General features: G+C 46.5%; 22 protein-coding genes. 6 read left to right on the plus strand and 16 right to left on the minus strand.

The window, feature by feature from the left end; all coding sequences use genetic code 11:
• Positions 1 to 99: 99 nt before the first annotated feature.
• The 4 genes from C558_RS0108590 to C558_RS0108605 all read left to right on the plus strand — a co-directional run bounded on the left by C558_RS0108590 (position 100) and on the right by C558_RS0108605 (position 5099).
• Positions 100 to 1134, plus strand: a complete 1035-nt coding sequence (locus C558_RS0108590; RefSeq protein ID WP_156826070.1) for a phosphodiester glycosidase family protein — start codon at positions 100 to 102, stop codon at positions 1132 to 1134.
• Between the two features lie 297 nt (positions 1135 to 1431).
• A complete protein-coding gene (locus tag C558_RS0108595) occupies positions 1432 to 2439 on the plus strand; it encodes a 2-oxoacid:acceptor oxidoreductase family protein (protein ID WP_018755854.1) in 1008 nt (335 codons plus the stop codon).
• A 28-nt stretch (positions 2440 to 2467) separates the two neighbouring features.
• Complete coding sequence (locus C558_RS0108600) at positions 2468 to 4777, plus strand: thiamine pyrophosphate-dependent enzyme (protein ID WP_018755855.1); 2310 nt, start codon at positions 2468 to 2470, stop codon at positions 4775 to 4777.
• 25 nt (positions 4778 to 4802) lie between these two features.
• Positions 4803 to 5099, plus strand: a complete 297-nt coding sequence (locus C558_RS0108605) for a hypothetical protein (RefSeq protein ID WP_018755856.1) — start codon at positions 4803 to 4805, stop codon at positions 5097 to 5099.
• A gap of 90 nt (positions 5100 to 5189) precedes the next feature.
• On the opposite strand, the gene C558_RS0108610 is transcribed toward C558_RS0108605, so the two are convergent.
• Positions 5190 to 5525, minus strand: a complete 336-nt coding sequence (locus C558_RS0108610) for a YtxH domain-containing protein (protein WP_018755857.1) — start codon at positions 5523 to 5525, stop codon at positions 5190 to 5192.
• An 18-nt stretch (positions 5526 to 5543) separates the two neighbouring features.
• The gene (locus C558_RS0108615) at positions 5544 to 6023 is read right to left on the minus strand and encodes a DUF948 domain-containing protein (RefSeq protein ID WP_083927129.1); all 480 of its coding nucleotides are present in this window, start codon (positions 6021 to 6023) and stop codon (positions 5544 to 5546) included.
• Between the two features lie 815 nt (positions 6024 to 6838).
• On the opposite strand from C558_RS0108615, the gene C558_RS30735 reads away from it, so the two are divergent.
• Complete coding sequence (locus C558_RS30735; protein ID WP_018755859.1) at positions 6839 to 9730, plus strand: endo-beta-N-acetylglucosaminidase; 2892 nt, start codon at positions 6839 to 6841, stop codon at positions 9728 to 9730.
• Between the two features lie 161 nt (positions 9731 to 9891).
• Here C558_RS30735 and C558_RS0108625 read toward each other — a convergent pair whose 3' ends face one another.
• The 8 genes from C558_RS0108625 to C558_RS0108665 all read right to left on the minus strand — a co-directional run bounded on the left by C558_RS0108625 (position 9892) and on the right by C558_RS0108665 (position 16028).
• A complete protein-coding gene (locus tag C558_RS0108625; RefSeq protein ID WP_018755860.1) occupies positions 9892 to 10155 on the minus strand; it encodes a YqkE family protein in 264 nt (87 codons plus the stop codon).
• 84 nt (positions 10156 to 10239) lie between these two features.
• Positions 10240 to 10893, minus strand: a complete 654-nt coding sequence (locus tag C558_RS0108630) for a helix-turn-helix transcriptional regulator (RefSeq protein ID WP_018755861.1) — start codon at positions 10891 to 10893, stop codon at positions 10240 to 10242.
• Between the two features lie 97 nt (positions 10894 to 10990).
• Positions 10991 to 11425: a DUF86 domain-containing protein gene (locus tag C558_RS0108635; RefSeq protein ID WP_018755862.1), complete on the minus strand. Its 435-nt coding sequence runs from the start codon at positions 11423 to 11425 to the stop codon at positions 10991 to 10993.
• Between the two features lie 158 nt (positions 11426 to 11583).
• Entirely contained in the window at positions 11584 to 11871 is a 288-nt protein-coding gene (locus tag C558_RS0108645) for a Dabb family protein (RefSeq protein ID WP_018755864.1), read from the minus strand.
• 195 nt (positions 11872 to 12066) lie between these two features.
• On the minus strand, positions 12067 to 12459 hold the full coding sequence (locus C558_RS0108650; RefSeq protein ID WP_018755865.1) for a phage holin family protein: 393 nt from the start codon (positions 12457 to 12459) through the stop codon (positions 12067 to 12069).
• Positions 12460 to 12673: 214 nt separating this feature from the next.
• The gene (locus C558_RS0108655) at positions 12674 to 13999 is read right to left on the minus strand and encodes a 6-phospho-beta-glucosidase (protein WP_018755866.1); all 1326 of its coding nucleotides are present in this window, start codon (positions 13997 to 13999) and stop codon (positions 12674 to 12676) included.
• A gap of 36 nt (positions 14000 to 14035) precedes the next feature.
• Positions 14036 to 15007 carry an N-acetylglucosamine kinase gene (locus tag C558_RS0108660; protein WP_018755867.1) on the minus strand — a complete coding sequence of 324 codons (972 nt, stop codon included), beginning with the start codon at positions 15005 to 15007 and terminating at the stop codon, positions 14036 to 14038.
• A 163-nt stretch (positions 15008 to 15170) separates the two neighbouring features.
• Entirely contained in the window at positions 15171 to 16028 is an 858-nt protein-coding gene (locus C558_RS0108665) for an AraC family transcriptional regulator (protein WP_018755868.1), read from the minus strand.
• A 217-nt stretch (positions 16029 to 16245) separates the two neighbouring features.
• Here C558_RS0108665 and C558_RS0108670 point away from each other — a divergent pair, with 217 nt between their 5' ends.
• Positions 16246 to 16854 carry an acetate uptake transporter gene (locus C558_RS0108670; protein WP_018755869.1) on the plus strand — a complete coding sequence of 203 codons (609 nt, stop codon included), beginning with the start codon at positions 16246 to 16248 and terminating at the stop codon, positions 16852 to 16854.
• Between the two features lie 82 nt (positions 16855 to 16936).
• On the opposite strand, the gene C558_RS0108675 is transcribed toward C558_RS0108670, so the two are convergent.
• The 6 genes from C558_RS0108675 to C558_RS0108700 all read right to left on the minus strand — a co-directional run bounded on the left by C558_RS0108675 (position 16937) and on the right by C558_RS0108700 (position 22923).
• Positions 16937 to 17329: a hypothetical protein gene (locus tag C558_RS0108675; RefSeq protein WP_018755870.1), complete on the minus strand. Its 393-nt coding sequence runs from the start codon at positions 17327 to 17329 to the stop codon at positions 16937 to 16939.
• A 41-nt stretch (positions 17330 to 17370) separates the two neighbouring features.
• The gene (locus tag C558_RS0108680) at positions 17371 to 17814 is read right to left on the minus strand and encodes a helix-turn-helix domain-containing protein (RefSeq protein ID WP_156826045.1); all 444 of its coding nucleotides are present in this window, start codon (positions 17812 to 17814) and stop codon (positions 17371 to 17373) included.
• 288 nt (positions 17815 to 18102) lie between these two features.
• Positions 18103 to 19497: an ATP-binding protein gene (locus tag C558_RS0108685; RefSeq protein ID WP_211220748.1), complete on the minus strand. Its 1395-nt coding sequence runs from the start codon at positions 19495 to 19497 to the stop codon at positions 18103 to 18105.
• Between the two features lie 138 nt (positions 19498 to 19635).
• Complete coding sequence (locus C558_RS0108690) at positions 19636 to 19968, minus strand: hypothetical protein (protein WP_018755873.1); 333 nt, start codon at positions 19966 to 19968, stop codon at positions 19636 to 19638.
• 22 nt (positions 19969 to 19990) lie between these two features.
• Complete coding sequence (locus tag C558_RS33700) at positions 19991 to 20140, minus strand: hypothetical protein (protein WP_018755874.1); 150 nt, start codon at positions 20138 to 20140, stop codon at positions 19991 to 19993.
• 173 nt (positions 20141 to 20313) lie between these two features.
• Complete coding sequence (locus C558_RS0108700; RefSeq protein WP_018755875.1) at positions 20314 to 22923, minus strand: GH116 family glycosyl-hydrolase; 2610 nt, start codon at positions 22921 to 22923, stop codon at positions 20314 to 20316.
• Positions 22924 to 22951 lie beyond the last annotated feature (28 nt).

Here is a 22951-nt window from a genome sequence, read left to right on the forward strand (position 1 = left end):
CTATTGAGACAGCAAACTCAGACGGCACAGCGACAATCGCAGCCTGTTGCCCCAAGCCGTCGAGCGAGGAAGCAACAGCTTACAAGCAAAAAGAAACGTATGACCTTTGGTCGTTTTATAAAAAATCTTTTCATTACGTTATTTATCGTCGGTGCGCTCGGTGCCGCATGGCTCTTCTTCACACCATCCGGGACGAACGTCCGAATGCTCATCGCAGATACACTGATCACGACACAACATCGCCACTGGGCGAAATATATTATTGGGGAAGAAGCACTCCAAAACCGCGTTGCGGAATATAACAAAAGGTTTGAAGGGATGGGTGATGAGAAAGACAATCAGAACATTTCCGTTGGCGGGAAGAAATCGGGAGACTTGGTGGAGATTAAGCCGGTCAGCGGTGCGGGCTTCAGCGGGTACCTTATGATTGTGAATGATCCAACCAAGATCCGAATCGGGGTCCCAAATCGCGTCGGACGCGGGGAGAAAGTAACCAGCATGGTGAAACGTACGGGTGCCATCGCAGGCGTTAATGCCGGCGGCTTCGCCGATCCGAACTGGAAAGGGAATGGATTCCAGCCGATTGGACTTGTTATCGCCGACGGGAAAGTTTATTATGATGGCGGGATTAGTAATAAGAAGAAAACCCAGATCGTCGGCATTGATAAGAATGGCCGAATGGTTGCCGGGAACTATACGATTCCTCAGCTTCAAGAGATGGGTGTGAAGGAAGCCGTGACCTTCCAACCCCGTATTATCGTGAATGGCAAAGGTCTTGTGAAGAACGCGGCTGACGGCTGGGGTATTGCACCTCGGACCGTCATGGGACAACGTGCCGACGGCACGATCCTATTCCTTGTTATCGATGGCCGTCAAGCCCATAGTATTGGTGCCAATCTCTATGATTGTCAGAACATCATGCTCGAGAATGGCGCTGTGATTGCAGCAAATCTGGACGGTGGATCTTCAACCGTACTGGTAAAGGATAATGAAATTGTTAACTCCCCTTCCAGCCAGCATGGAGAGCGGTATTTGCCAACAGCCTTCCTTGTCTTCAATGATCCGGAGAAGGTCGACATTCCGAATATTTGGGAAGGACTCGATCCACATAAAATTGACCCATCCAAGTGGTAATGCACTTATCCGTTATAAAATGATCGAAGAGCCCATAGGATCAAGAATCCTATGGGTTTTTTTCGTTCTACTGTCATCGCCTACTGTACTAACATCGTAGAAATTGTCAATGTGAAAATTTACAGACAACATCCGCAAACATCATTAATATAATAGATTAACGGCGACCTCTACCCTGTACCCGGTTAGAGGTTTTTTGCTCTAAAAGATTCTCAAGGACGATGGAAAAGCTATTGAACACTTGAGAAATACTGGTAATATAAGAGTTGAAATCTTATTCTAGAAGGGAGTAATAGGATGGTTACTTTACCCAAATTAAATGAACTAGGATTTTTCGAGATTAGGCTGGAATCCATCGGCGGTCTCGGCGCGAACTTGGCCGGGAAAATGCTGGCGGAGGCCGGAGTGACAGGCGCCTCACTAAACGGCGTAAGCTTCTCATCCTATGGATCGGAGAAAAAAGGGTCTCCCGTCAAAGCACACATCCGGTTTTGCGACAACCATACGAATATCCGAGATACGTCGCCTGTGGAACGGCCGCATGTTGTAGGCATTTTCCACGAATCGTTATCCAAAACAGTCAATGTCATCAGCGGCATCTATGAAGACAGTCTCGTACTTGTAAATTCGAATAAATCACCTGAACAATTGAAAGAGAAGATGAAGCTCTTGGGCGGTACGATTGCCGTCGTCGATGCAACAGGCATTTCACTAGAAGAGAAGAACCGCACGAACATGGCGATGTTAGGCGCACTTTTCCGGCTATGCGACTTCCTAGACCCCGAAGCCATGAAATCTGTTATCCGTAAATCCCTCGAGAAGAAGTATCCACAAGCTGTAGGTCCTGCACTCCAAACGTTCGAAAGAGGCTTTAATGAAGTAACTTTCCAGACATTTGAACTGCCTGTTGGTCAGCAAATGCCAGCTTTTGTGCGCCAGGATACACCTATGCTCGGTTACGAGACGCAGCCGATGGGTGGCGTGATTACGAATCCAGGGAACAGCATTCTGAAGGATCTGAGTATCTCGCGTGCAGGGATGATGCCTCATTTCGCCGATGATAAGTGCATCCACTGCGCAGCTTGCGATAATGTATGCCCTGACTTCTGCTTCGTATGGGAAGAACAGCCGGATAAGAAAGGCCGTCCGCAGATGTTTCTACAAGGGATTGACTATCAATACTGCAAAGGCTGTCTGAAATGTATTAGAGCTTGTCCAACAGATGCGCTCAGCAGTGCCAGAGAAGAAGATGGTTATGCAGACGAGCACCGTACGCCGCATCGTTTTGACCTAGCAGTCCATTAATTTGCATGCCAGAAAGGTGGAATCGACATTGTCTATTGATTTGTCCAAAGAACAAGCAGGACTTGCCAAAGTAGAGCAGCGTGTCGTGTATGAATCCGGCAACGAAATGGCTGCCTATGCGGCGCACCAAATTAATTATCATGTGATGGGTTATTTTCCGATCTCTCCGTCAACGGAGGTCGCTCAATTTCTGGATTTAATGAAGTCGAACGGGCAGCACGATATCGTGTTAATCCCAGCTGACGGTGAACATGGCTCCGCAGGGGTATGCTACGGCGCTTCCACAGCTGGCGGTCGTGTGTTCAATGCAACCAGCGCAAACGGCTACCTCTACATGATCGAGCAAATGCCGGTACAATCCGGGACCCGATTCCCAATGGTCATGAATCTTGTCTGCCGCTCCGTCTCCGGACCGCTTGATATTCATGGGGATCATTCCGATTTATATTATGCCCTCAATACAGGATGGCCCATTCTGATGTGTCGTGATCCGCAAGCGGTCTACGATATGAATATTATGGCACTCAAGGTCGCGGAAGATGCAGAAGTTCGTCTACCTGTGCTCGTCGCATCCGACGGTTACTTCACTTCGCATCAGAAGCGCAAAGTTCAGACGTTCGCGAATCGTGAAGATGTACATCAATTTATAGGCGCTCAGCCGCCCGTCGGCTACCCTGACACACTGGATCGCAACAATCCAATTACTGTTGGTCCTTATATGAATGAACCGGATTACATTAACAACTGTTATCAGCAATCGATGGCGATGTACAATGCAGAACATGTCTATGACCGCGTGCGCAAGGAATTCGCGGATCTTACAGGCCGTGACTATCCAATCCTCGATCAGTATCGCATGGAAGATGCAGAAGTCGCTGTATTCCTCATGAACTCCGCTTCGGAGATTATCAAGGATGTCGTGGATCAACTTCGTGCGCAAGGGATCAAGGCGGGCTCCATTGCTCCGAACATGATCCGTCCATTCCCGCAACGCGCCATTGCTGAAGCGCTGAAGAACGTGAAGGCGATCACCGTCGGTGATCGTGCTGATTCTTACGGCGGGCACGGCGGCAACATGGTCAATGAGATCAAAGCCGCACTTTTCACCCATGGTAACCGGGATACGCTCGTCATCAGTCGAATTTATGGTCTTGGCGGCAAAGACTTCTATGCCGAAGACGGCCATAATCTGTTCCAATTCGCGATCGATGCCATGAATAAAGGCGTGGTCGACAAACCGTTCGATTATTACGGACATACACCAGGAGACCCTGCCAAATCACCGAAGCGTGTGCTGAAGCCGATGAAATTCGAAGATTTGAAGACAGGGCTCATTACGGTGAAGAAGGACGAAGAGACAGGTAAGTTAAGCGTTCGCATCCCACCGCTCCGCTCGCTGACGAAGAAACCGAAGCGGATTGCGCCGGGCCATGGAGCTTGCCCAGGCTGTGGTATTTTCTCCGGCTTGGAATTGTTCTTCAAGGGCATTGAAGGCGATATCGTCGCTCTATTCCATACGGGATGTGCGATGGTTGTTACGACAGGCTACCCTTATTCTTCGCACAAAGCGACGTATATTCATAACTTGTTCCAGAATGGTGCAGCTACCCTCTCCGGTGTCGTTGAAATGTTCTGGGAACGGAAGCGCAGAGGCGAACTCGATCACTTGAATCTGCAGGATGACTTCACCTTCGTCATGATTACAGGCGACGGCGGTATGGATATCGGCATGGGACCTGCGATCGGCGCAGCGCTTCGCAATCATAAGATGATTATTCTGGAATATGATAATGAAGGCTATATGAATACAGGAGCACAACTCTCCTATTCGACACCGATGGGTCATCGGACATCGACCTCTAATATCGGTTCCGTGCGCGCCGGCAAAGTGTTCCACCACAAAGATACGGCACAGATTATGGCAGCAACCCATATTCCGTATGTGTTCACAGGCTCAGAAGCTTTCCCGCAGGATCTTGTGAAGAAAGCAGCTAAAGCCCAATACTATGCACAGAATGAAGGCCTTGTATACGGTAAAATCTTAATCACATGCCCGCTCAACTGGTTGTCCGAGGATGAACTCGGTACGGAAATTATCGACGCAGCCGTCGGTTCATGCTTCTTCCCGCTCTACGAGGTCGAGCATGGCGTTACGACGATCACGTACAACCCTGATGAGAAGGATAAGAGGGTCCCTATCGTCGAATGGCTCAAGACGATGGGTAAGACGAGACATCTTACGAAACCGGAACACGTTGAGACGCTCAATGCCTTCGAAACTGAAGTGGAGCGCCGGTGGAAGATCCTGCTCGCAAAGCATGAGAATCCGTATCTATAACGTATAGCGAGAGGAGTTGCCCTTCGTGCCTTTCGTACTCCACCATACCGCAACACATCAGATCTATGCTTGTCTGCTGCGTAATGGTTATGACTTGATTTATTACGGGGTGAAATATTGGGAAGATGAGGAAGATGCCAAGGCAGAGCTTCCTGATTTCCTTGCATCGCATGATATGTTGGACGCTGATACTTGGTCTCTACTGGAAGTCGATGAGCAGGTCCTGAAATTGTGTAATGTGAAGTTAAAAAACAGTCCAAAATACATCTGTTTCCTTGACGCAGAGGGACGGCCTTATGCCGAAGTCCTCGCGCAACAATAACCGTATATACGCTAAAGAGCAGCAGTCCCTTTACCAACAGGGCTGCTGCTCTTTTCATATTTCCATTTCCTGCTTCACGTTCCCCGCACGTTACTTCAGAATTTCATCGAGTTCACGTGTTTCTACTTTGTCGTCTTCTTTACTTGAAGCGATTTGCGCAAATGTCTCGTCATCCTCTTGACGGCGATTTTGGCGCCACTCGCGTAAATTGTTCACTTTGTCTTTCGCTGCTTCAACCCAGCCCGATGTATGTTCACCAACTTGCTTGATCACATTAGTCGTCTTCTCACTTACTTGGTGCGCTCCATCTTTAATGTCTTGGCGCAGCTCGCGGCCAGACTTGGGTGCAAGCAGTAGCGCCGCTACTGAACCAACTACACTCCCTACCAATGCACCTAACAGAAAGCTTTTTCTTTTCTCTGACATGTTGTCATCGCTCCTTTATTATGATCCTTCTTTACTCTCATTTGGCTTCGCAGCTCGGGATTCCGCGTTCGCTGGGCGCACGGCTTGCCATTTCTCCCACAATCCAAGGCCTAGATCCATCCAATCGAACATATCGCCAATCCGCTCAATGTTATTGGCGTGCGCACGATTGACATGCGATACGGCAGAGGACGTCAACGCTTCCGTGACCGAGGTTACCGAGGAAGTGACATAACGCAGCGTCTCCCCTGTCTCGCGAATGGAATCGCAGAACGGTTCAAAGGAATCTACTTGCCGCTTCACCATTGCCGCTGTCTTCTGCGCATCTTGGACGAAGACGGATACTTCCCGGCCCAGCGCTGCTGTATCTCGCTGCAATTGAAGAATCGTTGCAAACGCCTGAAGCACCGTATTTCTTACCGTAATAAGCACGACGATAGCCACGCTGACCATTATGACAAATGCAACCGCCATACTCACAACACTCCATTCAACCATCCACGATCACCTCGATTCACGTTGTTCCCGGGCGAATGCCCATTTTCTAATGACAGTATAAGAAGAATGGGCTTGACTTGACACAGCGGACAAACCAAAATTATTGAACTTTCGTCAAAAGCCTTGCGCGGCGTGCGGTTCACGCGATTCGTTCTCTTCGTTAGCCGAATTCTCCTCGCTGAACACTAACAACAATACGATCACCCGAGGGGACGCGCAGTCGAACAGCTAAAGACAATGCATGCCACGGTTTCTAATGAACTCAGATGTGCTTATTAAGCTGAAATCATGCGTTTTCTAACTTTAACGAACACCAGTGACGCTATTTCCGGCAAATGCACGCCACTTAGCCTTTTGACCCGAATAACGCCGCTAGAGTTCGTTAGCTCGAAAAAAACTCAAATTTAGGGCGAATAAGCCCCATACGATTCGTTAGGCCGTTTCTTCTCGCGTTAACTCGAAAATTAATCTTTTCTCGCTCCAAAGAAATCAAAACGAGTAAAGGTAAGACACAAAAGTAATAAATGGAAACTAGTTGATGTCTTTAATGGACTTTATAATTAAAAAAATGACAACGATGACCTATAAAAAGTATGCATGCAACACCAGCTGTGAAGAACATTTTCAAGATGGATCCTATGGCGCTTTAGTCAGCTACCTTTGACGAAAAACTGTATGCGCTTACAAAAAAACCGATGATCGTCGCTCAATTAATAGATATTCCCCTTTCCGATTTGTAAGCGTTTCATCGTCTCCCTTGCTATAGAAGCGACTATCGCTTTTATATAAAACAATCAAAAAAGGAGCATGCGATTATGAATGGTAAACTGAAGAAACGTTTTGTGGTTTTCTTAGCATCCGTATTAACTGTTGGTACGATGCTGAATGCTACGATCGTACAAGCCGGCGGCGATACGCTGCCACCGCGTCCTGGTGAACAAGGTTTCAAGGGGAAAAACCAACCTGTCTATCATGGACAACGTAAACAAAATATTGTGGATTGGACACCTGAAAACGATGAATATTATGACTTTATGAGAGCGAAGGTGCCGCTTCAGAAGCGTAATGAAGCATTTAAACCAACACAGGCTAATCCTATGTTGGATCAGGAAGTTCAAAGCCTGCTCTTAACAGGTGATTATGGCAACGAATTTTTCAACCCAACGATCTATAATGATCAATTCGCGCAATATTTATTTAACTTCTGGCAATATGCGGATTATACGGCATCCTGGCATGGCGTAGTTACCAACCCAACGCCTGATTCTTTGTTCGATCCGGAAGCAGACTGGTGGCAGCGTGAATATGAGTTTGGTGTGGTGAATATTCCAAACCCGGCGTATACCAATGCAGCTCACAAAAACGGTGTTAAATCATTAGGTTGTGTTTTCTTCCCAAGAACAGAACATACCGATGACTTTATTTATAAAGACGAGAACGGAAAATTCCCAATCGCTGATAAACTCGTTGAAATGGCTAAATATTACGGTTTTGACGGTTACTTTGTGAATGCCGAGGAGACTCTGCCTGCAAGCTTTATGCCAGTCTACCAGGAGTTCCTCCGTGCCATTACATCGCAAGGACTTTATGTACAAGTCTATGCTTCAAATCTATACGGTCAAAACAATCAAAACAAGTGGGGTAAAATTGATTACTATAATAAAGATGCCTCCTTGTTTAGTAACTGGATCAAATCCCCAGGGGATAATACTATTGCTGCTAACTCCTTGTATATGAATCCAGACCCAAGTAAAGCCATGGTCGATGGTTCTGTTGCAAGTATGAAAGCATTAGGCTTAGATCCAAGAGAAACTGTATTTGATACGCTTGAAGCGGGTCAAACCGGATTTAGTGGAATGCGCGGTTCATTATATAACACACTTGATGAAAACTTAGTTCCAAGAACAGGCATTGCTTCACTTGGTGCTTCAACGGTATTTGACCATCTAGATGAGCAGTTGTTTGGTCATTCAGGTCCAAATAAGTACTCTGAAAATAGACGCGGTAACCCAGACTATTACAAATATATCGCGCAAAGAGAAAGAACATGGTACTCAGGTGCTGCAGATGCTCCTACATATAGCGAGGGAAAAGGAACTCTTGCTTCAGCTGGTATGACACAGGAAGAATTGCAACAAGCTGTATTAAATGCTACACCGGACCCTGTAAAAACAGCCAATGACCCTAATCGTGCAAAGCCAGACGAGGGTAAGGATAACGAGGGTAAGCCATATAAGACATGGCCAGGTCTAGCGTCATACATTTCTGAAAGATCTGTAATTGACGGTTCGAACTTCTATACGAACTTTAATACTGGTCATGGTATGGAATATTTTGTTGAGGGTAAAGTCTCGAATAACAACCAATGGGCGAACATCAACATTCAAGATATTCTTCCAACATGGCAGTGGTGGATCGATACAGACGGCACTCGATTAAAAGTAGATTTCGACTATGGGAAGAAATATAGCGCAGGAAATGATTATACGCAGCTTGGCGGATATCAAGGTGGCAGTTCTCTAGCGATCTTTGGCGATCTGGATGCAACGAACTTTGTTCATTTATACAAAACAAAATTAAATATTAATAAATCTTCGAAGTTAAACATTACGTATAACAAACCATCAGCTACGGATACGAGCAGCGTAAAAGTCGGTTTGATTTTTGAAGACAATCCATCCCAAGTGGAGTATGTTGACATTCCTAGCGGTGCTAACAAAACGACAAAAGGATGGGATCAGAAAAATCTGGATTTATCCAAATATGCAGGTAAAACGTTAGCCTCTTTCGGACTAGCTATCACTCCTGAGCAAGGAACGATTGAAAATTATCAATTCAATGTTGGTGAAATTAAGATTACGGATGGTTCCATCGCTAAAGCTAGTGCGCCAACCGGCTTAAAAATTGATAAGTCCTTTGATACTTCTGAAATGTATATTTCATGGGATTTAGAAAATTACAGCAAGGTACAACGATACAATGTTTATGCAGAATATGAGAATGGCACAGAAATCTTCTTAGGCGGAACTTATGATGACAGATTTTATATTAAGTCTTTGTATGATCCACAAGGTAATGTGAAAATCAAAGTAACAGCTGTTGGTGCGGATGGAAGAGAAAGCAAGGCGGCAGTTGCCCTGAAAGATTTCTCTAAAACGGTGAAAAATATCCATACAACAGAAAATGGTGGATCTATTGATGTCACTTGGGAAACGCCATCCGTTCAATATGCTAACGTAAAACTAGATGTAACCTTGAACTATTCCAATAAAGAAGGATATTCAACGAAAGCAGCAAAAGGAGTAAATGCAGCGAAAATTGAACTTCCAATTACAGATGGAAGCGCATATACCGTTAGAATTTCTTTATTGGACGCGAAGGGTAACGTTGTGAGCTATGCCGATCATACTGGTGTATTAAAAGACGATCATTCCAATGTATATGAAGGCACTGCAACATTGAAAGGAACGAAAGTGAAACTCTCCGGTCCAACATCTGATGACTGGTGGCATTTATATGTTTGGCAAGACGGCAAACAGATTACATTCAAAGATGGAAGAACATATGCTATTCGTGGTATTGACGATTTAACATCCATTCCAGTAAAGGGAACTTCAGGTGTTATTGAGGTCGTATTAGAAGACTTTAACGGCAATAAGTCTGAGCCTGTACAAGTTCCATTCGGAACAACTCTTACCAATGAGTAAATAAAGGCTTTATTCTAAGTGATAAAAACTCGCTTCCAGTTTATGATTTTATAAACTGGAAAGCGGGTTTTTATTATGGTAAATCGGAAAAAACGCGATCCCCCGGACCGAGGGAATCTCCCCCGTACGCCGTAGAATCGCGTTTTGTGCGAGTACCGCAATTATTTATACTGCTTCCAATCTTGCTTCGTGTTGTTCAGTAAATATTCGAAGTCGTTCTCTTTGCGCTTCTGCTCTGCTTTCCGCGCTTCCTCTTCCTGTTGCCGTTTCGTAGCCTTCCGGTCCTCTTCTTCCTGCTTAAGATCATTGGCCTGCGCTTTCAGCTTCTCGAGTACCTTCGGATCGAGGAGATCCTTCAAGGTAGCTGGCTTATCTTGAGCAGCCGGCGCTTGAGCAGGCCGCGTCTGTTTCGATTTCTTCGCCATCTTTTATCACCTCATCTTGAACATTTCATCGTACTATTATAACAGATTCCATGAAAAAAGAGGCCTCGTGGAGACCTCCTTGCATTAATTAGAAGAATGAATTCGATAAGTGCATCGTAGTCCGCCTTTGGCGAGACATTCCGTTCGTTCCACTTCGGTGCCGAGCAGTTCCTTGAATAAGGCCAGCTCACATTGACAAGCTTGCTGATAGACTTGGGCGACTTGGGTGATCGGACAATTATGCTCATGCAGCAAATACTCTCCTTGTTCCCCCTGCGTGAGTTCAGCCATATACCCATTCGAGCTCTGGATATCCGTCAGCTCTGTAAGCCGTGCGTTCAGATCCTTGCCCTCCATTCGCGGGGCATATTTGCGAAGCAGCTTCGCCTTACGCCCTTCGAACAATCGATTCACCATCGCTTGTCCAGCCTCTGGATCCTCGGCATGATTCTCTTCCAGCTCTTGCAGCAGCTCCAGCAATAAATTCTGATAGTTCTTCGGAAAATGATTGTCCGCCAGCTCCGTTAACTCATACACCAAGCTTGGACGACCTATCGATTGCCGAACCAGCGTGCTTCGTACAAGCCCGTCTCGTTCTAATGTATTTAAATGGCGTCTCACTGCCATCTCCGTGATCTGCAGCGACTTCGCTAGCTCACTAACGAGGAGTCCGCCCCTCGTCTTCAACAATGTAAGAACAACACGCCGTGTTGATGTCTCTTGCTCCGCTCTTAACATACGTACCACCTCAGGCGTATTGTAACGTATTTTAGTACATAAGTAAATTAGTAAACATTTATGTATCAAAAATACGTGTTCGCAGTATTCTGCACATTTACGATTGGAACGCCCCTAATTCCCGCTCGACATATTGCCGCACGGATGACGCGAAGGTCTCCAGTACATCAGGCAGTACCGCTAGAAAGGGATGTAGCTCCAAGCTTGGCCACGCATAATATTCTTGCACTAACGGTTTGCGCAGACGCACAAGCTCTATTAGCACGGGTGTCAACTCGCGTGGGAATACTTGTTCTTCTGCATTAATCTCAATAATATCCTCATAACTGCTAGCATCGCGCATAATAAATCCATCGATCAGATAACTTCCAACATCTGTGACGGTCTCAATGGCGAGATGCAGTGCTCGTTCTTGCGCAAGGCCTTGAACCTTGCTGCCATCCCAGCTGACTCCAATCTCACGCATCGCTTCCGCAATCGAAGGAATACATTGCAGCCGTAATTCAAGTTGCTCACGATTCACATAGTACACGGCAAGTGCCTCCCATTCTCTGGCTTAGGATTGCTTCTTCCGCTTGCCTTTCCATTTCAGCCAGAAGAAGATTACGAGGAAACCAACGACAATCTCAAGAACAACTGCAAAGGCTTCCATAACATCTTTCAAATCACTCATGCTGCTTTCCTACTTTCCTATACTTCATAATCCAAGCTGATGGAGCTCTCGCGTGCTTCAGCCATATGCGCGATAACCTTCTGGTGTTCTGGATGGACGTTATATGCTGCAAGTGCTTCAAGGGAATCAAAAGTCGTCACCAGGGCGATATCGTAAGACCGATCGGAATGCATCACATCTTTCCCCACTTCAATGCTCTTGAGTTCTGGGATCTGACCTTCCATGGCTCTTAGTACACTCGCAGTACGCTCCACGCTCTCGGGTGAACGGTCTTTTAATTTAAACAATACAATATGTCGAATCATAACCAATCGCTCCTTTACCTGTTGCAAACTGTGGAATCTTACCTATTATACACCAATCATTTTCCAGAAACACGCACAAAATGACCCCACAAAGTGGGGATTGGCTTCGAGGTCGATTCAGGTACTTGGTGGGGGACCCCGGAAACAAAAGAATGACCGCTCGATCAAGGATCAAGCAGCCCTATTGCTTACGTGTCATTTGTCCTTCTGCTTCAAAATCTGAATCATGTCGCGAATCTTCTGAGGCAGTGGAAGCCCTAATCGTCCATAATTTTCTGTAATCGAGATCAACTCGTTCGCTAAGTAGAAATATATCGCACCCGACATAATGATATCGGTCTCTAGCAATAGATCCATCTGATGCCCTAACATAATAATGAAGAGCATGAATACTTTGCGCGCGATCCCCCAGAACCCCGTATTACTATTCAAACCTTGTCCCTCACGAAGCGATGCTGCAACGCCGGTGATGTAATCTACGGTAATGGCGACCAGAAAAAATGTGAGCAATTGGCTCCACCCCCCAAAAGCAAAAGTCACGACGGAACCAACAATGCCGGTAATCGTATTCAGAGCGATTTGGTTCAATCGAATCGTCCCCTTTACTCTGGTGTGCTACGATATCATATGTTCATCTCTATCAAAATGAAACTGATAGTATCCAGTGTCCATCTGCACATTTCCTACTCACCCCACAAAATGAAGCTATGGCTGCGAAGTAGATTCAGGTACTTTGCGGGGACCTCGAAAAAAATAAAGTCTCTGCACGAGGCAGAGACTTACTAGTAAAGGTAGATGAAGTTTAGGCCTTCGCCTCTTCCTTGAAGAAATTCGGCAAATACTTGCGGTTCGCTTCGAGCATTTCGTTCAGCATGTCTTTCGCAACCGATACGGAAGGTACAAGCGGGTGGTGTACAAGAGCTTGCAGCGCGAGACCGCGGTCCCCTGTAATCGCCGCTTCAATCGTTAACTCCTCATACGTCTTCACCGCTTTGAGCAGTCCCTTGATATGACTTGGCACACGCTGCGGTGGAAGAGAAATTGGGCCATGCCCCGTGATCACGCAGTTCACTTCAATACTTGCATCCGCTGGCAAGAAATCATAGATATTGCCATTCTGCACGTTCACCGTCTGAATATCCTGTACGTTATTATGCAAGGAATACATGAGGTTCACCGCTGCCTCCGAATAGTATGCGCCGCCGCGCTGTTCCAGCTGCTTTGGCTTTTCTTGCAAATTCTCATCCTTGTACAGCTCGAACAACTCCGCTTCAACACGGCTTACAACCTCGGCGCGGGTACCATTCTTCTCGAGCGATTCTTTTATATCCGCGAACATTTCGTTCATCATGTAGAAGTAACGGAGATAATACGTCGGAATCGCACGCAAGGAACTTAAGAAATCATAATCCCAATCCATCGCAGTCACGTTCGAAGCTGTATATTCCTTGCCGCCGTCAATGAGTTCATCCAGTTTATCTTCGCCGTTGACATAAGCCGCAGTTACCCAGTGCAGGTGGTTGATCCCTACGAATTCAGGCATCGTCTCATTCTGCTTCACGCCATATTGCTTCGCGAGGAACTTCTGGAAGTTGATCGGCGAGTTGCATAGTCCAATGGATTTGACCTTCGAATATTTCGCTACCGCTTCGGTTACAATCCCTGCAGGATTCGTAAAGTTGAGCATCCATGCATTCGGTGCCAGCTCTTCGATATCACGACAAATGTCTAGAATAACAGGAACCGTACGAAGTGCCTTCATCATCCCCCCAGGACCCGTTGTCTCCTGCCCAATCACGCCGTATTTAATCGGGATATGCTCGTCGCGTTTCCGTGCTTCTAGCAGACCTACGCGAATTTGGGTCGTGACGAAATCGGCATCCTTGATGGCTTCGCGTCGGTCCAATGTCAAATACACTTCCGTCGGAATCCCTGATTTCTTCACCATACGCTTCGCTAGCTCACCTACGATTTCAAGCTTATGCTTGCCTTCCTCAATATCAACGAGCCATAGTTCCCGAATCGGCATCTCATTGTACTTCTGGATGAACCCTTCGACAATCTCCGGTGTATACGAAGAACCTCCCCCGATGACTGCAACTTTTAAGCCTTCATTTGGATTACTCATGAAATTATCCTCCTTCGCGTATCCCGCTTGATTCTCTTATAGAAATTTAATCTGATGTAATTGATTATAGATCGCGTCATGGATGTGATGACCCGCGCAATCCATCGCGCTCATAACAGCCCCTACGACGGGGTCCATCTCAACGCGAACGAAAGTCGTATGTGGAGCTACTCGCTTCACTTCACGTTCAATCGCATCAATCATATGCCGACTTGTGCTCTTCGAGAATACGCTGCCGCCGAGAACGACATCGAATACATCCTCTTGCATGTTCAATCTTCGAATGAGCGCATTCGCCGCATTACCGAACTCTGTGCCTTCTTGCTCCAGAATACGGATACTTAAGGCATCGCCCGCTGACGCAGCTTCAAAGACAAGCTTCCCTAAGTCCAGCGGCAGTGACTTGCGTCCGTAGAGCATATCTTCGAATAGCTCCTCAACGCTCATACTGCTGGTATGTTTCAAGACCAGCTCTGTTAGCATGGTAGCAGGTCCGCGTTCATCCCAAGCCCGTACCACAGCGCGAAAAGCATGAATCGCTAGATCTGTGCCTGAGCCGTGACCATCGCCGAACATATATCCGAAGCCGCCGTAATCGAGCTCAGCGCCATCTTTATTCCGTGCCGCGCAGTTAGACCCCGTACCACTAATAATAACGACACCGGATGAATCTCTTGTACCGGCACGCATCGCGATCATCGTATCGCACACAATCTTATAGCGCTTAAACTTTAGGGCAGCAATCATCGGATTTAGAATTTCGAAGTCTGGTCCCCGATCTGCACCTGCAAGCCCGAAGAACGCAAAATCGATATCTTCTCTCTGAAGACCCGCAGTGAATAATGCTTGTTCGCAAGCGGAACGAATATTATTCTCCGCTTCTTGCTTGCCGGTCTGATGATTACCATTCCCGAACACAATACCTTGCCCGAGCACTCGCCCTTGCTCATCGACGATGAGCGTATGGACCTTGGTCCCTCCCGCATCTACGCCTAGAAATCTACTCATCCTAGCGCCCTCCTGACATTCATGACTGAACGATTGCTTATTGAACCTATACTGTAAAGGTACACGATCTCGCTTGAACCTGCTACTGCAAACCGATTATCGACTGATACTATCTTACTGTCATTATACCCCACAAAGTGATGCTTCCGCACAAAAAACGGAGCTACTTACGCAGCTCCGAAGGTGATCTACCCATATAATGACGAAACAACCGATTGAAATTCGATAAGTTACGGAAGCCGCAGCGCGTACAAATATCAATGATTTTGTACTCGGATGTCTCCAAGAGATGTACGGCTGCCCCTAGGCGAAGCTGAATCAAGTAATCCATTGGCGATGTGCCTACAATCTGACAGAACAAGTAGCTGAACCGAGATGGACTCAGATGAGCCAGCTCCGCCAGCTGCTGCAAGCTCCAAGGCTCAGCAATGTGATGTTCCATCTGTTCGACAACCTTCCGAATCGTCTCAATCCCTTGCAATTTGGCGGCATGCTTCGGTAGTTCCTGCAGTGCGAAGGAACGATGAATGGAAGCCAGAAATCGAATCAGATGTGCCCGTATGATCGATACATAGGAAGGTAATTGCTTGTAATACTCTTCCTCCATATCATGGAGAATACGCCGAAGCTCTTCAATCACTGGGTTGTCCGCATCGAGCAGATTCGAGAAACGCGTACCAATCTCGCGAAATGGTGCAAGAAGCTCGGGGTCATAACGCTGCTCGATGGCTAACCAGGAAGGATCGAACATGACGACCATCATCGTTAGATCTTCGGTCTCGAAGGCGCGATGCAGCTCATCGGAATTAATGAGAATGATATCACCTTGCGTGAAGGTATATTTGTTCCCGTCGATAATGTAATATCCAGAACCGCGTACGATGAGATTGATCTCTAATTCGTTATGCAGGTGTAGTCGTTGAAACAATGGCGAAATGCCCTGACTTTGAGAGATGAGAATGGGAAATGACGGCGGTAGGTCAATCGTGTCGCTCTGAATCGATGAATGAAGTTTGTGCATAAGCCGTCCTTCCTTTCTAACTACGTTACATTCGCCATACTACCTCTGAGTATATCATATCTGATGGACTTTCATTTCCAATATCTTCATCCATCAAATAGATACATTTTCAACTTCCCTTTACGATGAAATCATGTAGAATAGAAAGGTCGTCTTGACGAGGGTTCGTCAGACAACCGATACTATTACCTGAATAAAAGGAGCATTTCGATTCATCATGCAAACACAACAAGTCAAAATGACTACAGCGGATCCGAGCGCACTCGGACTGTTTGGCCTTGCGATGGTTACCCTGGTCGCATCCAGCCAAAAACTCGGATGGACCGACGGTCTATCCCTCATCATTCCATGGGCGATTTTCCTCGGGGCTTTCGCGCAGCTCTTCGCCTGCATACATGATGCCAAGAAGAACAATACGTTCGGTGCTACCGCATTTGGCGGATTCGCTTTCTTCTGGTTCTCTGTTGCACTCTCGTGGCTGTTCAAAATGGGCGCATTCGGTGAGATCATCGCCTCGCAAGCGGACGGCAAACAGCTTGGATTTGCCTTTCTTGGATACCTGATCTTCTCGCTCTACATGACGATCGGTGCGATGGAGACGCATAAAGTCCTCTTTACCATCTTCGTCCTGATTGATTTCTTATTCTTCGGACTTACATTCGATGCATTCGGCATTGCTTCGCATGTGATGCACAAGGTCGCTGCCATCGCTGAGTTCTGCATTGCGATCTTCTCCTTCTACGGCTCTGCCGCAGCCGTGCTCAATGTCCACTTTGGGCGTACATTCCTACCCGTTGGACAACCATTCCGGATCTTCAAAAAATAAGATCAGATTACGATTATGACAAAAAGCTATGAATCTCAACGAGGGTTGAAATTCATAGCTTTTCTTAATATTCCAGCATGATTTACAGAAGTAAATAGAGAAAATAGCCATAGACAGCTTCCAGCTCTTTGACCGAAATTCGCAAGGCTTCCGCTTGCTGTTCGAAGGACGATTCTGGTAACTGCTGAATTACCTTAAGCAGCTGCGCCATATATCCGAACGGTGTACACTGAAGATCCGCTTGGAGCACCCGAAATCCGGTCGGCTCAGCAGCTTCGAGAATCCCAAAGCTAATACACTTCTTAATTCGAGAAGAAATATCTGCTGGCGACAGTCGGAGCACCTTACTCAGTTCCGTCACCGTTACGTGGCTTACGTCAGATTCGTTCTTTTTCTCCAATATAATGTAAATTAATGTTCTGTACTGTTGGAGCAGATCACCCCAATTGAGCACGGAAGTTTGTCCTTGAATCATCGCTCTCATCTCTCTGTTTCTATGATATTGGTACGATCCTATTATTGCTCTGTATAATCTCGAAAGAAACGACTTACAGATTGATTGAAATACCTTGCGACCTTATCGGCGTTCTCACGTTTGGGTGTAATGCCTTCGAACACCCACCGTTCAACGGTTCTCGTCTTCATATTAAGCGCCTGTGCAAGTTCCGGTATAGAAATGTTCGACGCCTCGATGGCCTGATATAACCGTTCATTGCCAATTTGCCATCGTTTTAATTTACGAAGCGGATACTTCTTGAAACAGTGCTCGCAGGTCTCCCGCCCTTGCAGGGGACGGCCACATTTGATACATTGCCCCATCCTAGCCCGCTGCTCTTCAATCCCTTGGCGATTCTTATTCCTTCGCTCTTCACAGCGTATGCATAAATACCGTTCACTTCGATGCTCGCCACATTGTGCGCATACACCCTGAATGCGACGCCATTGTCGTAACTTTCGCATTGATATCGCTTCATTTGTCATGCTCATCATTCCTTCAACAAAACTTCACTTGATGCGAGAAAAATAGAATGACAGCCGGTCACGGCTCATTTTTCACCACTACCAGTATCGTATAAATAAGGACAAGTTACAACGATAAATTCTGCCAAATCAGCAACGAATAAGACCCATTATCAGCTGTGAAGGTATTGGTTGTATTGCAATAGGTAAAGGCATGAAGAGGAGGTGTTCGACTCGGATAGGCGGATTCGTGAAAAAAACCAACCGCGTTAGCCCTGCGATTGGTTCTTAATCTTCCATCATCAATGGGAGAACGATCTCAAAGGACGTCCCTTGATTCAGCTCGCTAGATGCAGTAATGCTCCCACCATGATTCCCAATAATATTATAGCTAATCATAAGCCCAAGACCGGTACCTGTTTCCTTCGTGGAATAGAAAGGCTGCCCGATCTGCTCCAGTTGCTCTGCTGTCATCCCGCATCCTTCATCTCGGATGATGATATGTACTTCTTGTCCATATACAACTGTAGATACATATACATTTCCCCCGTCCTGCATCGCATTTATCGCATTCTTCACTAGATTGATCAATACCTGCTTCAATTGATTCGAATCGCCAGATACCCAGATCGGCTTCTGGTCAAAATGTCCCTGAATCTCAACGTTCTTCAGAATAGCTTGTCCATTCATTAACGACATCACATGATCCAGAATCGCAACAATATTCAAATGGTGAAGATGTGCTTGATGGGGTCTAGCTAAGATAAGAAGTTCGTTGATGATACTCTCAATACGCTTCAATTCGGACTCCACAATCTCGAAATACCGCATTTCTGTCGTACGTCCTGTCTGGAACAACTTCATGAACCCATTGATCGAGGTTAATGGATTACGGATTTCATGTGCGATGCCCGCTGCGAGCTGTCCGACAACAGCAAGCTTCTCCGATTGAGCCAGGTATTCTTCTTCCCTCTTGCGTTCTGTAATATCGGCGTAAATCCCAAGCACGGCTCGTGAACCCCGATATTGGAAGGATACGGACACCCCTTCAACGTCTTTAGGATCGCCGGTAAGACAGAGTATGCGGTAACGGGTTGCGCCGATGCGCTGATAATTCCGATAACGTTGCCTTCTCGCTTCAAGCTCACGGTGATAGGAGGCATCCACGAGCTGTGTTGTCGATATTCCCAATACTTCTCCTAGATGTGATGCTCCAATCAGCCTAAGGCCTGCTGGATTCGCGTAGTGAACTGAACCGCCGCGAGTAATAAGAACTGCGAGCGGCAGAGCCTCAAGCAGCTGTTCCAATGCTTCTTCGTTGTCGTTCATACATTGCGAGAGTATCTGTTCCTCCGTCCGGATCTGAAATTGGATCAAAAATGTTGACATCTCGCCATGTTCCTCTCGAAGCCGAGTGACATGCAGTATCATATAGAGAATATGGCCCTTCCGGTGTAAGAGGCGGGTAGGTAGCTCTTTCTTCTCAAACGATTGGTCCATCATGGCTTGAATCAACATTCTTACTTCGTCACGATCATCCGAGTATGTAATCTCTTGAGCTGTCAATCTTCTTAATTCATCGATCTTGTAACCCAGCATGCTGCATAAAGAGTGATTCGCGTGGAGAAAATCCCCTTTCTCAGATACATAAGCCATCCCAATGATCGCTTGCTCATATGCCACACCATGCGAATGAACCTGCTCAAGACACACTTGAAATCCCCTCTCGAATGATTGATAGTAAGTAACGTAATTTCATCCGAATAATTCCAGACTAACCCAATTTTACATCCACTCCCTATTACATTCAATAGCAACCTTCTACGTGTCCCCGATATCCTGCAGCTGGTCGAGTATTCGCATCTCTTGCATTGCTTGCTTCGTCTCATCCGTACCGCATTGATAAATTTGCTTATACACCTCTGTTAAATAATGGTCGTACGAATCATTCTCTGGATCAACATGATAAGGATAACCTGGAATATGTGCGCGGAAATACGCCCGATCATCCCAGTTCATCTTCATCTCCAGCAGATGCTGTAATTGGTCCACTTCCTCCTGCGATGCATAGATCTCAAATTCATACGGCGTTGCACCCTGTTCTCTAACAATCGAGTTTGATTGTACAGACACATAATATTTATGCTTTTCCATCGCCAACCTCCTATTTATCCTGTTATGACTTCATGGAATAATAAATACAAGCCACAATAAATACGGCTATAAGCACAAGATAAGGAATAATAATCCGATTGCGGAACACGGAGTTCTTCTTCATTTTTGCGTAGTACGGCTTCGTCATCATGTCTTTCTCTTCGTCCTTCACCTTGCATCCTTCCTTTCACCTTAGGCAGTATGTCTTCCCCTTTTTCAAACATCCTTATTCTACCCACTGGATGGCAGATCATCCGTAACGAACCATGGATCTCGTATAACACAAAAAGACTGCGAAAGCTCGCAGTCCTCGCAGTCCTATTACCTCAATATGAAGTTAATAAATTATACCGTTCTTAACTCAATCGCCTTCCCGGAACCAATCGTCACGTACTCTGGGAACAAGATAGCCCCTGCCTCGAAATGATAACTTAATGCCTTGTCGCCCAGCAGGATCGATTCGATCTGATCACCTTCCAGGTATGGCAAACGCAACGTGGATAACGCCAGCTCCCCATACAAGACACATAAGGATGCGCCTGCTGCAGACTTACGGAAGATGCCCCAACCTGAATCAAGTGACCAGAAACATTGGAATTCCGCCTCTTGCGAGACAGGATTGAACCCAATCATCCCCTGCACCATATTGTATTCGAATCCGCTTAATGTCGGGATTAACGCGTAACTCGCCATAGACCGTGCATAGTTGCTTCCGCATTCGTATTCGTTCCATGGGTTGCGTTTGTATCCGTCAAATCGATCCCGAATGGCTTCAACAATCTCCAGCCCTTCATTCACGAGCCCTTCTTGAATCATATGAATCGCAGCCTGATATTCAAACCCGTTCATCGTCTCTTGCGCATAAGTGAGCGGTACAGCAGGCTTCTGCGTCCCTTCCGGCCAGTCACAGATCATAACACCCGCTTCATCATTCAAGCTATAGATTCGACAAGGATTAAATACGTTCTGCATGCTCTTCTTGAAATTATGATTGTAAATGGCTTGAAGCGCGGATCTCGTCTGCTGCGGATCGAAAATTTCACCAAGACCGCTTAGATTGGCATGCCATTGCGCGACGACTTGATCCACGCCGCATCCGTCAACGATTTGATACTTCATTTCCTGCTTCTCCGCATTCCAATAATGCTTCATCGCACTAGCATCATACGAAGCTAGAATCGATGGATCCGTGATATCCACGATTTGATGATAGTAAGAACCATTATATAAATGCTCATCCGTCCAAGCTTTTCCTCGATTAAATAGCGCTCGATATTCGCTGGCTGTATTTATCTCTCCCAGTGCTTCAGCCATTTCTGCTCCGGCCTTCAGCGCACCGAGATAGAAGCCATTCAACCAGGCGTTTGGTCCGAACAACTCCATATCTAACGTATGATGCTGTCTTCCTTCAAGAACGCCATCTTTATTCGCATCCCAGCGATCCTCATTCGTATCCGCCCAGGCATATTCGATCGAATTCTTCACCGCTTGCCAATTCCGCTTCAGCCATTCCGTATCCCCACAAATTTTCCAATCGCGATAGGTCTTCATGACGCCGCCGAATTGTCCATCTGCACACGCTCGGTAATTATTCGCCGCTCTCCCGATGGGCAGCTGCAAACGAAATGCCATCCGTCCATCTTCTCGCTGATTATAGCGGAAGTCTAAATCTCGCATCGACCGTTCCAACGCTGGGAACAAGAATGGCAGCGCATAGGCGTAATTCCAGACATGCGTACATGAGCCTTCACATGATCCTTGATCCGGTAGACATCCTTCCCAGCCATAAAATGATCCATCGGTTAATCGCAGACAGGTCGGCGACTTCAGGATGGAAATATTCGCAGAGACAGCATCCAGTACCGCAGGCGGCAGCGTAGATGTGAATAGTGCTTCTTTGAACAGTAACGTCTCCTGGTACAATCGATCCCAGTGCTGCAATGCGTACGCGGCACTCGCGCTGGAATTCGGGAATAGCGTCGCATAATAGTTCGTCCATGCATTATGGACCAATGGATCACAGTTCCCCGTTGCACATGGACATGGTTGCGGGTTCCAATCGTTCACAACATTCGGGAAGCTCCAGCTGAGCACAAACCGCACACTACGTTTCTCCCCCGGAGATAGCTGAATATGCGCTGCGAGTGTACTATGATCGGTTTGTTCTGGAACCGCTTTCGATTGTGCATCGTCATAAGAGCGATTCTTGAATTTACCTACCGTCGTTAAGTCATTCCAATACATCTCCAAATTATCGAACCAATCGCCGCGATACCAGTATTCCTGGTAGCTGGCATCCTCGCAATCCGTCGCCATCGTCATATCGCCATATTTCGGATCATTCGCTGCGAGGCCCGTTGAAGTTAGCTTGATCATATGGAAATTCTGGATATGCGCATATCGGCTTACCCGCTGCTCATCTAGGAATGGATTCGAAACCGTGAAACAAATCGTATAATCTAGCACTCGTTCTGTGGTATTGGTGATCTCAATATCAAAGAACGCACTCGGAATACTCGAATCCTTATCATTGAGCGGTATGAAGGGATTGAATGCCGTCATGCTTACGCTGCCTGGGAACTTCGGATCAGCAAAAGCAAGCTTCGCAATTGGAAATTCCCCCTGAAAGGTCAGGGATTCAAAATGCGGAACGCCGGCTAATGTCGATCGATTTGGCCCGAACCCGTATCCGCCATGATGGCGATAACGAATATTGCCCATATGTCCTGGCGGCAGATCACCATGCAAGACACGTGTATCCAGCAGTTCACCGTCTGCCTCCGTTTTGATCGCAAAATGACTAAAATAGTTATCACTTTGCTTGTTCGGACGGTTATAAAGCTCCCAGTCAATCAATCGTCCACTTCCTGATAACCCTAAACTGCCTGATCCAATACCACCGAGTGGGAACGATATCTCCTTCGCTTGCTCGCCTTGATAGGTGAATCTGCTCATAGGTTCGATCTCCTTTGTAGGTTGAATC

It is taken from the genome of Paenibacillus terrigena DSM 21567 (genome assembly GCF_000374845.1).
GTDB classification, from domain to species: Bacteria; Bacillota; Bacilli; order Paenibacillales; family Paenibacillaceae; genus Paenibacillus_K; species Paenibacillus_K terrigena.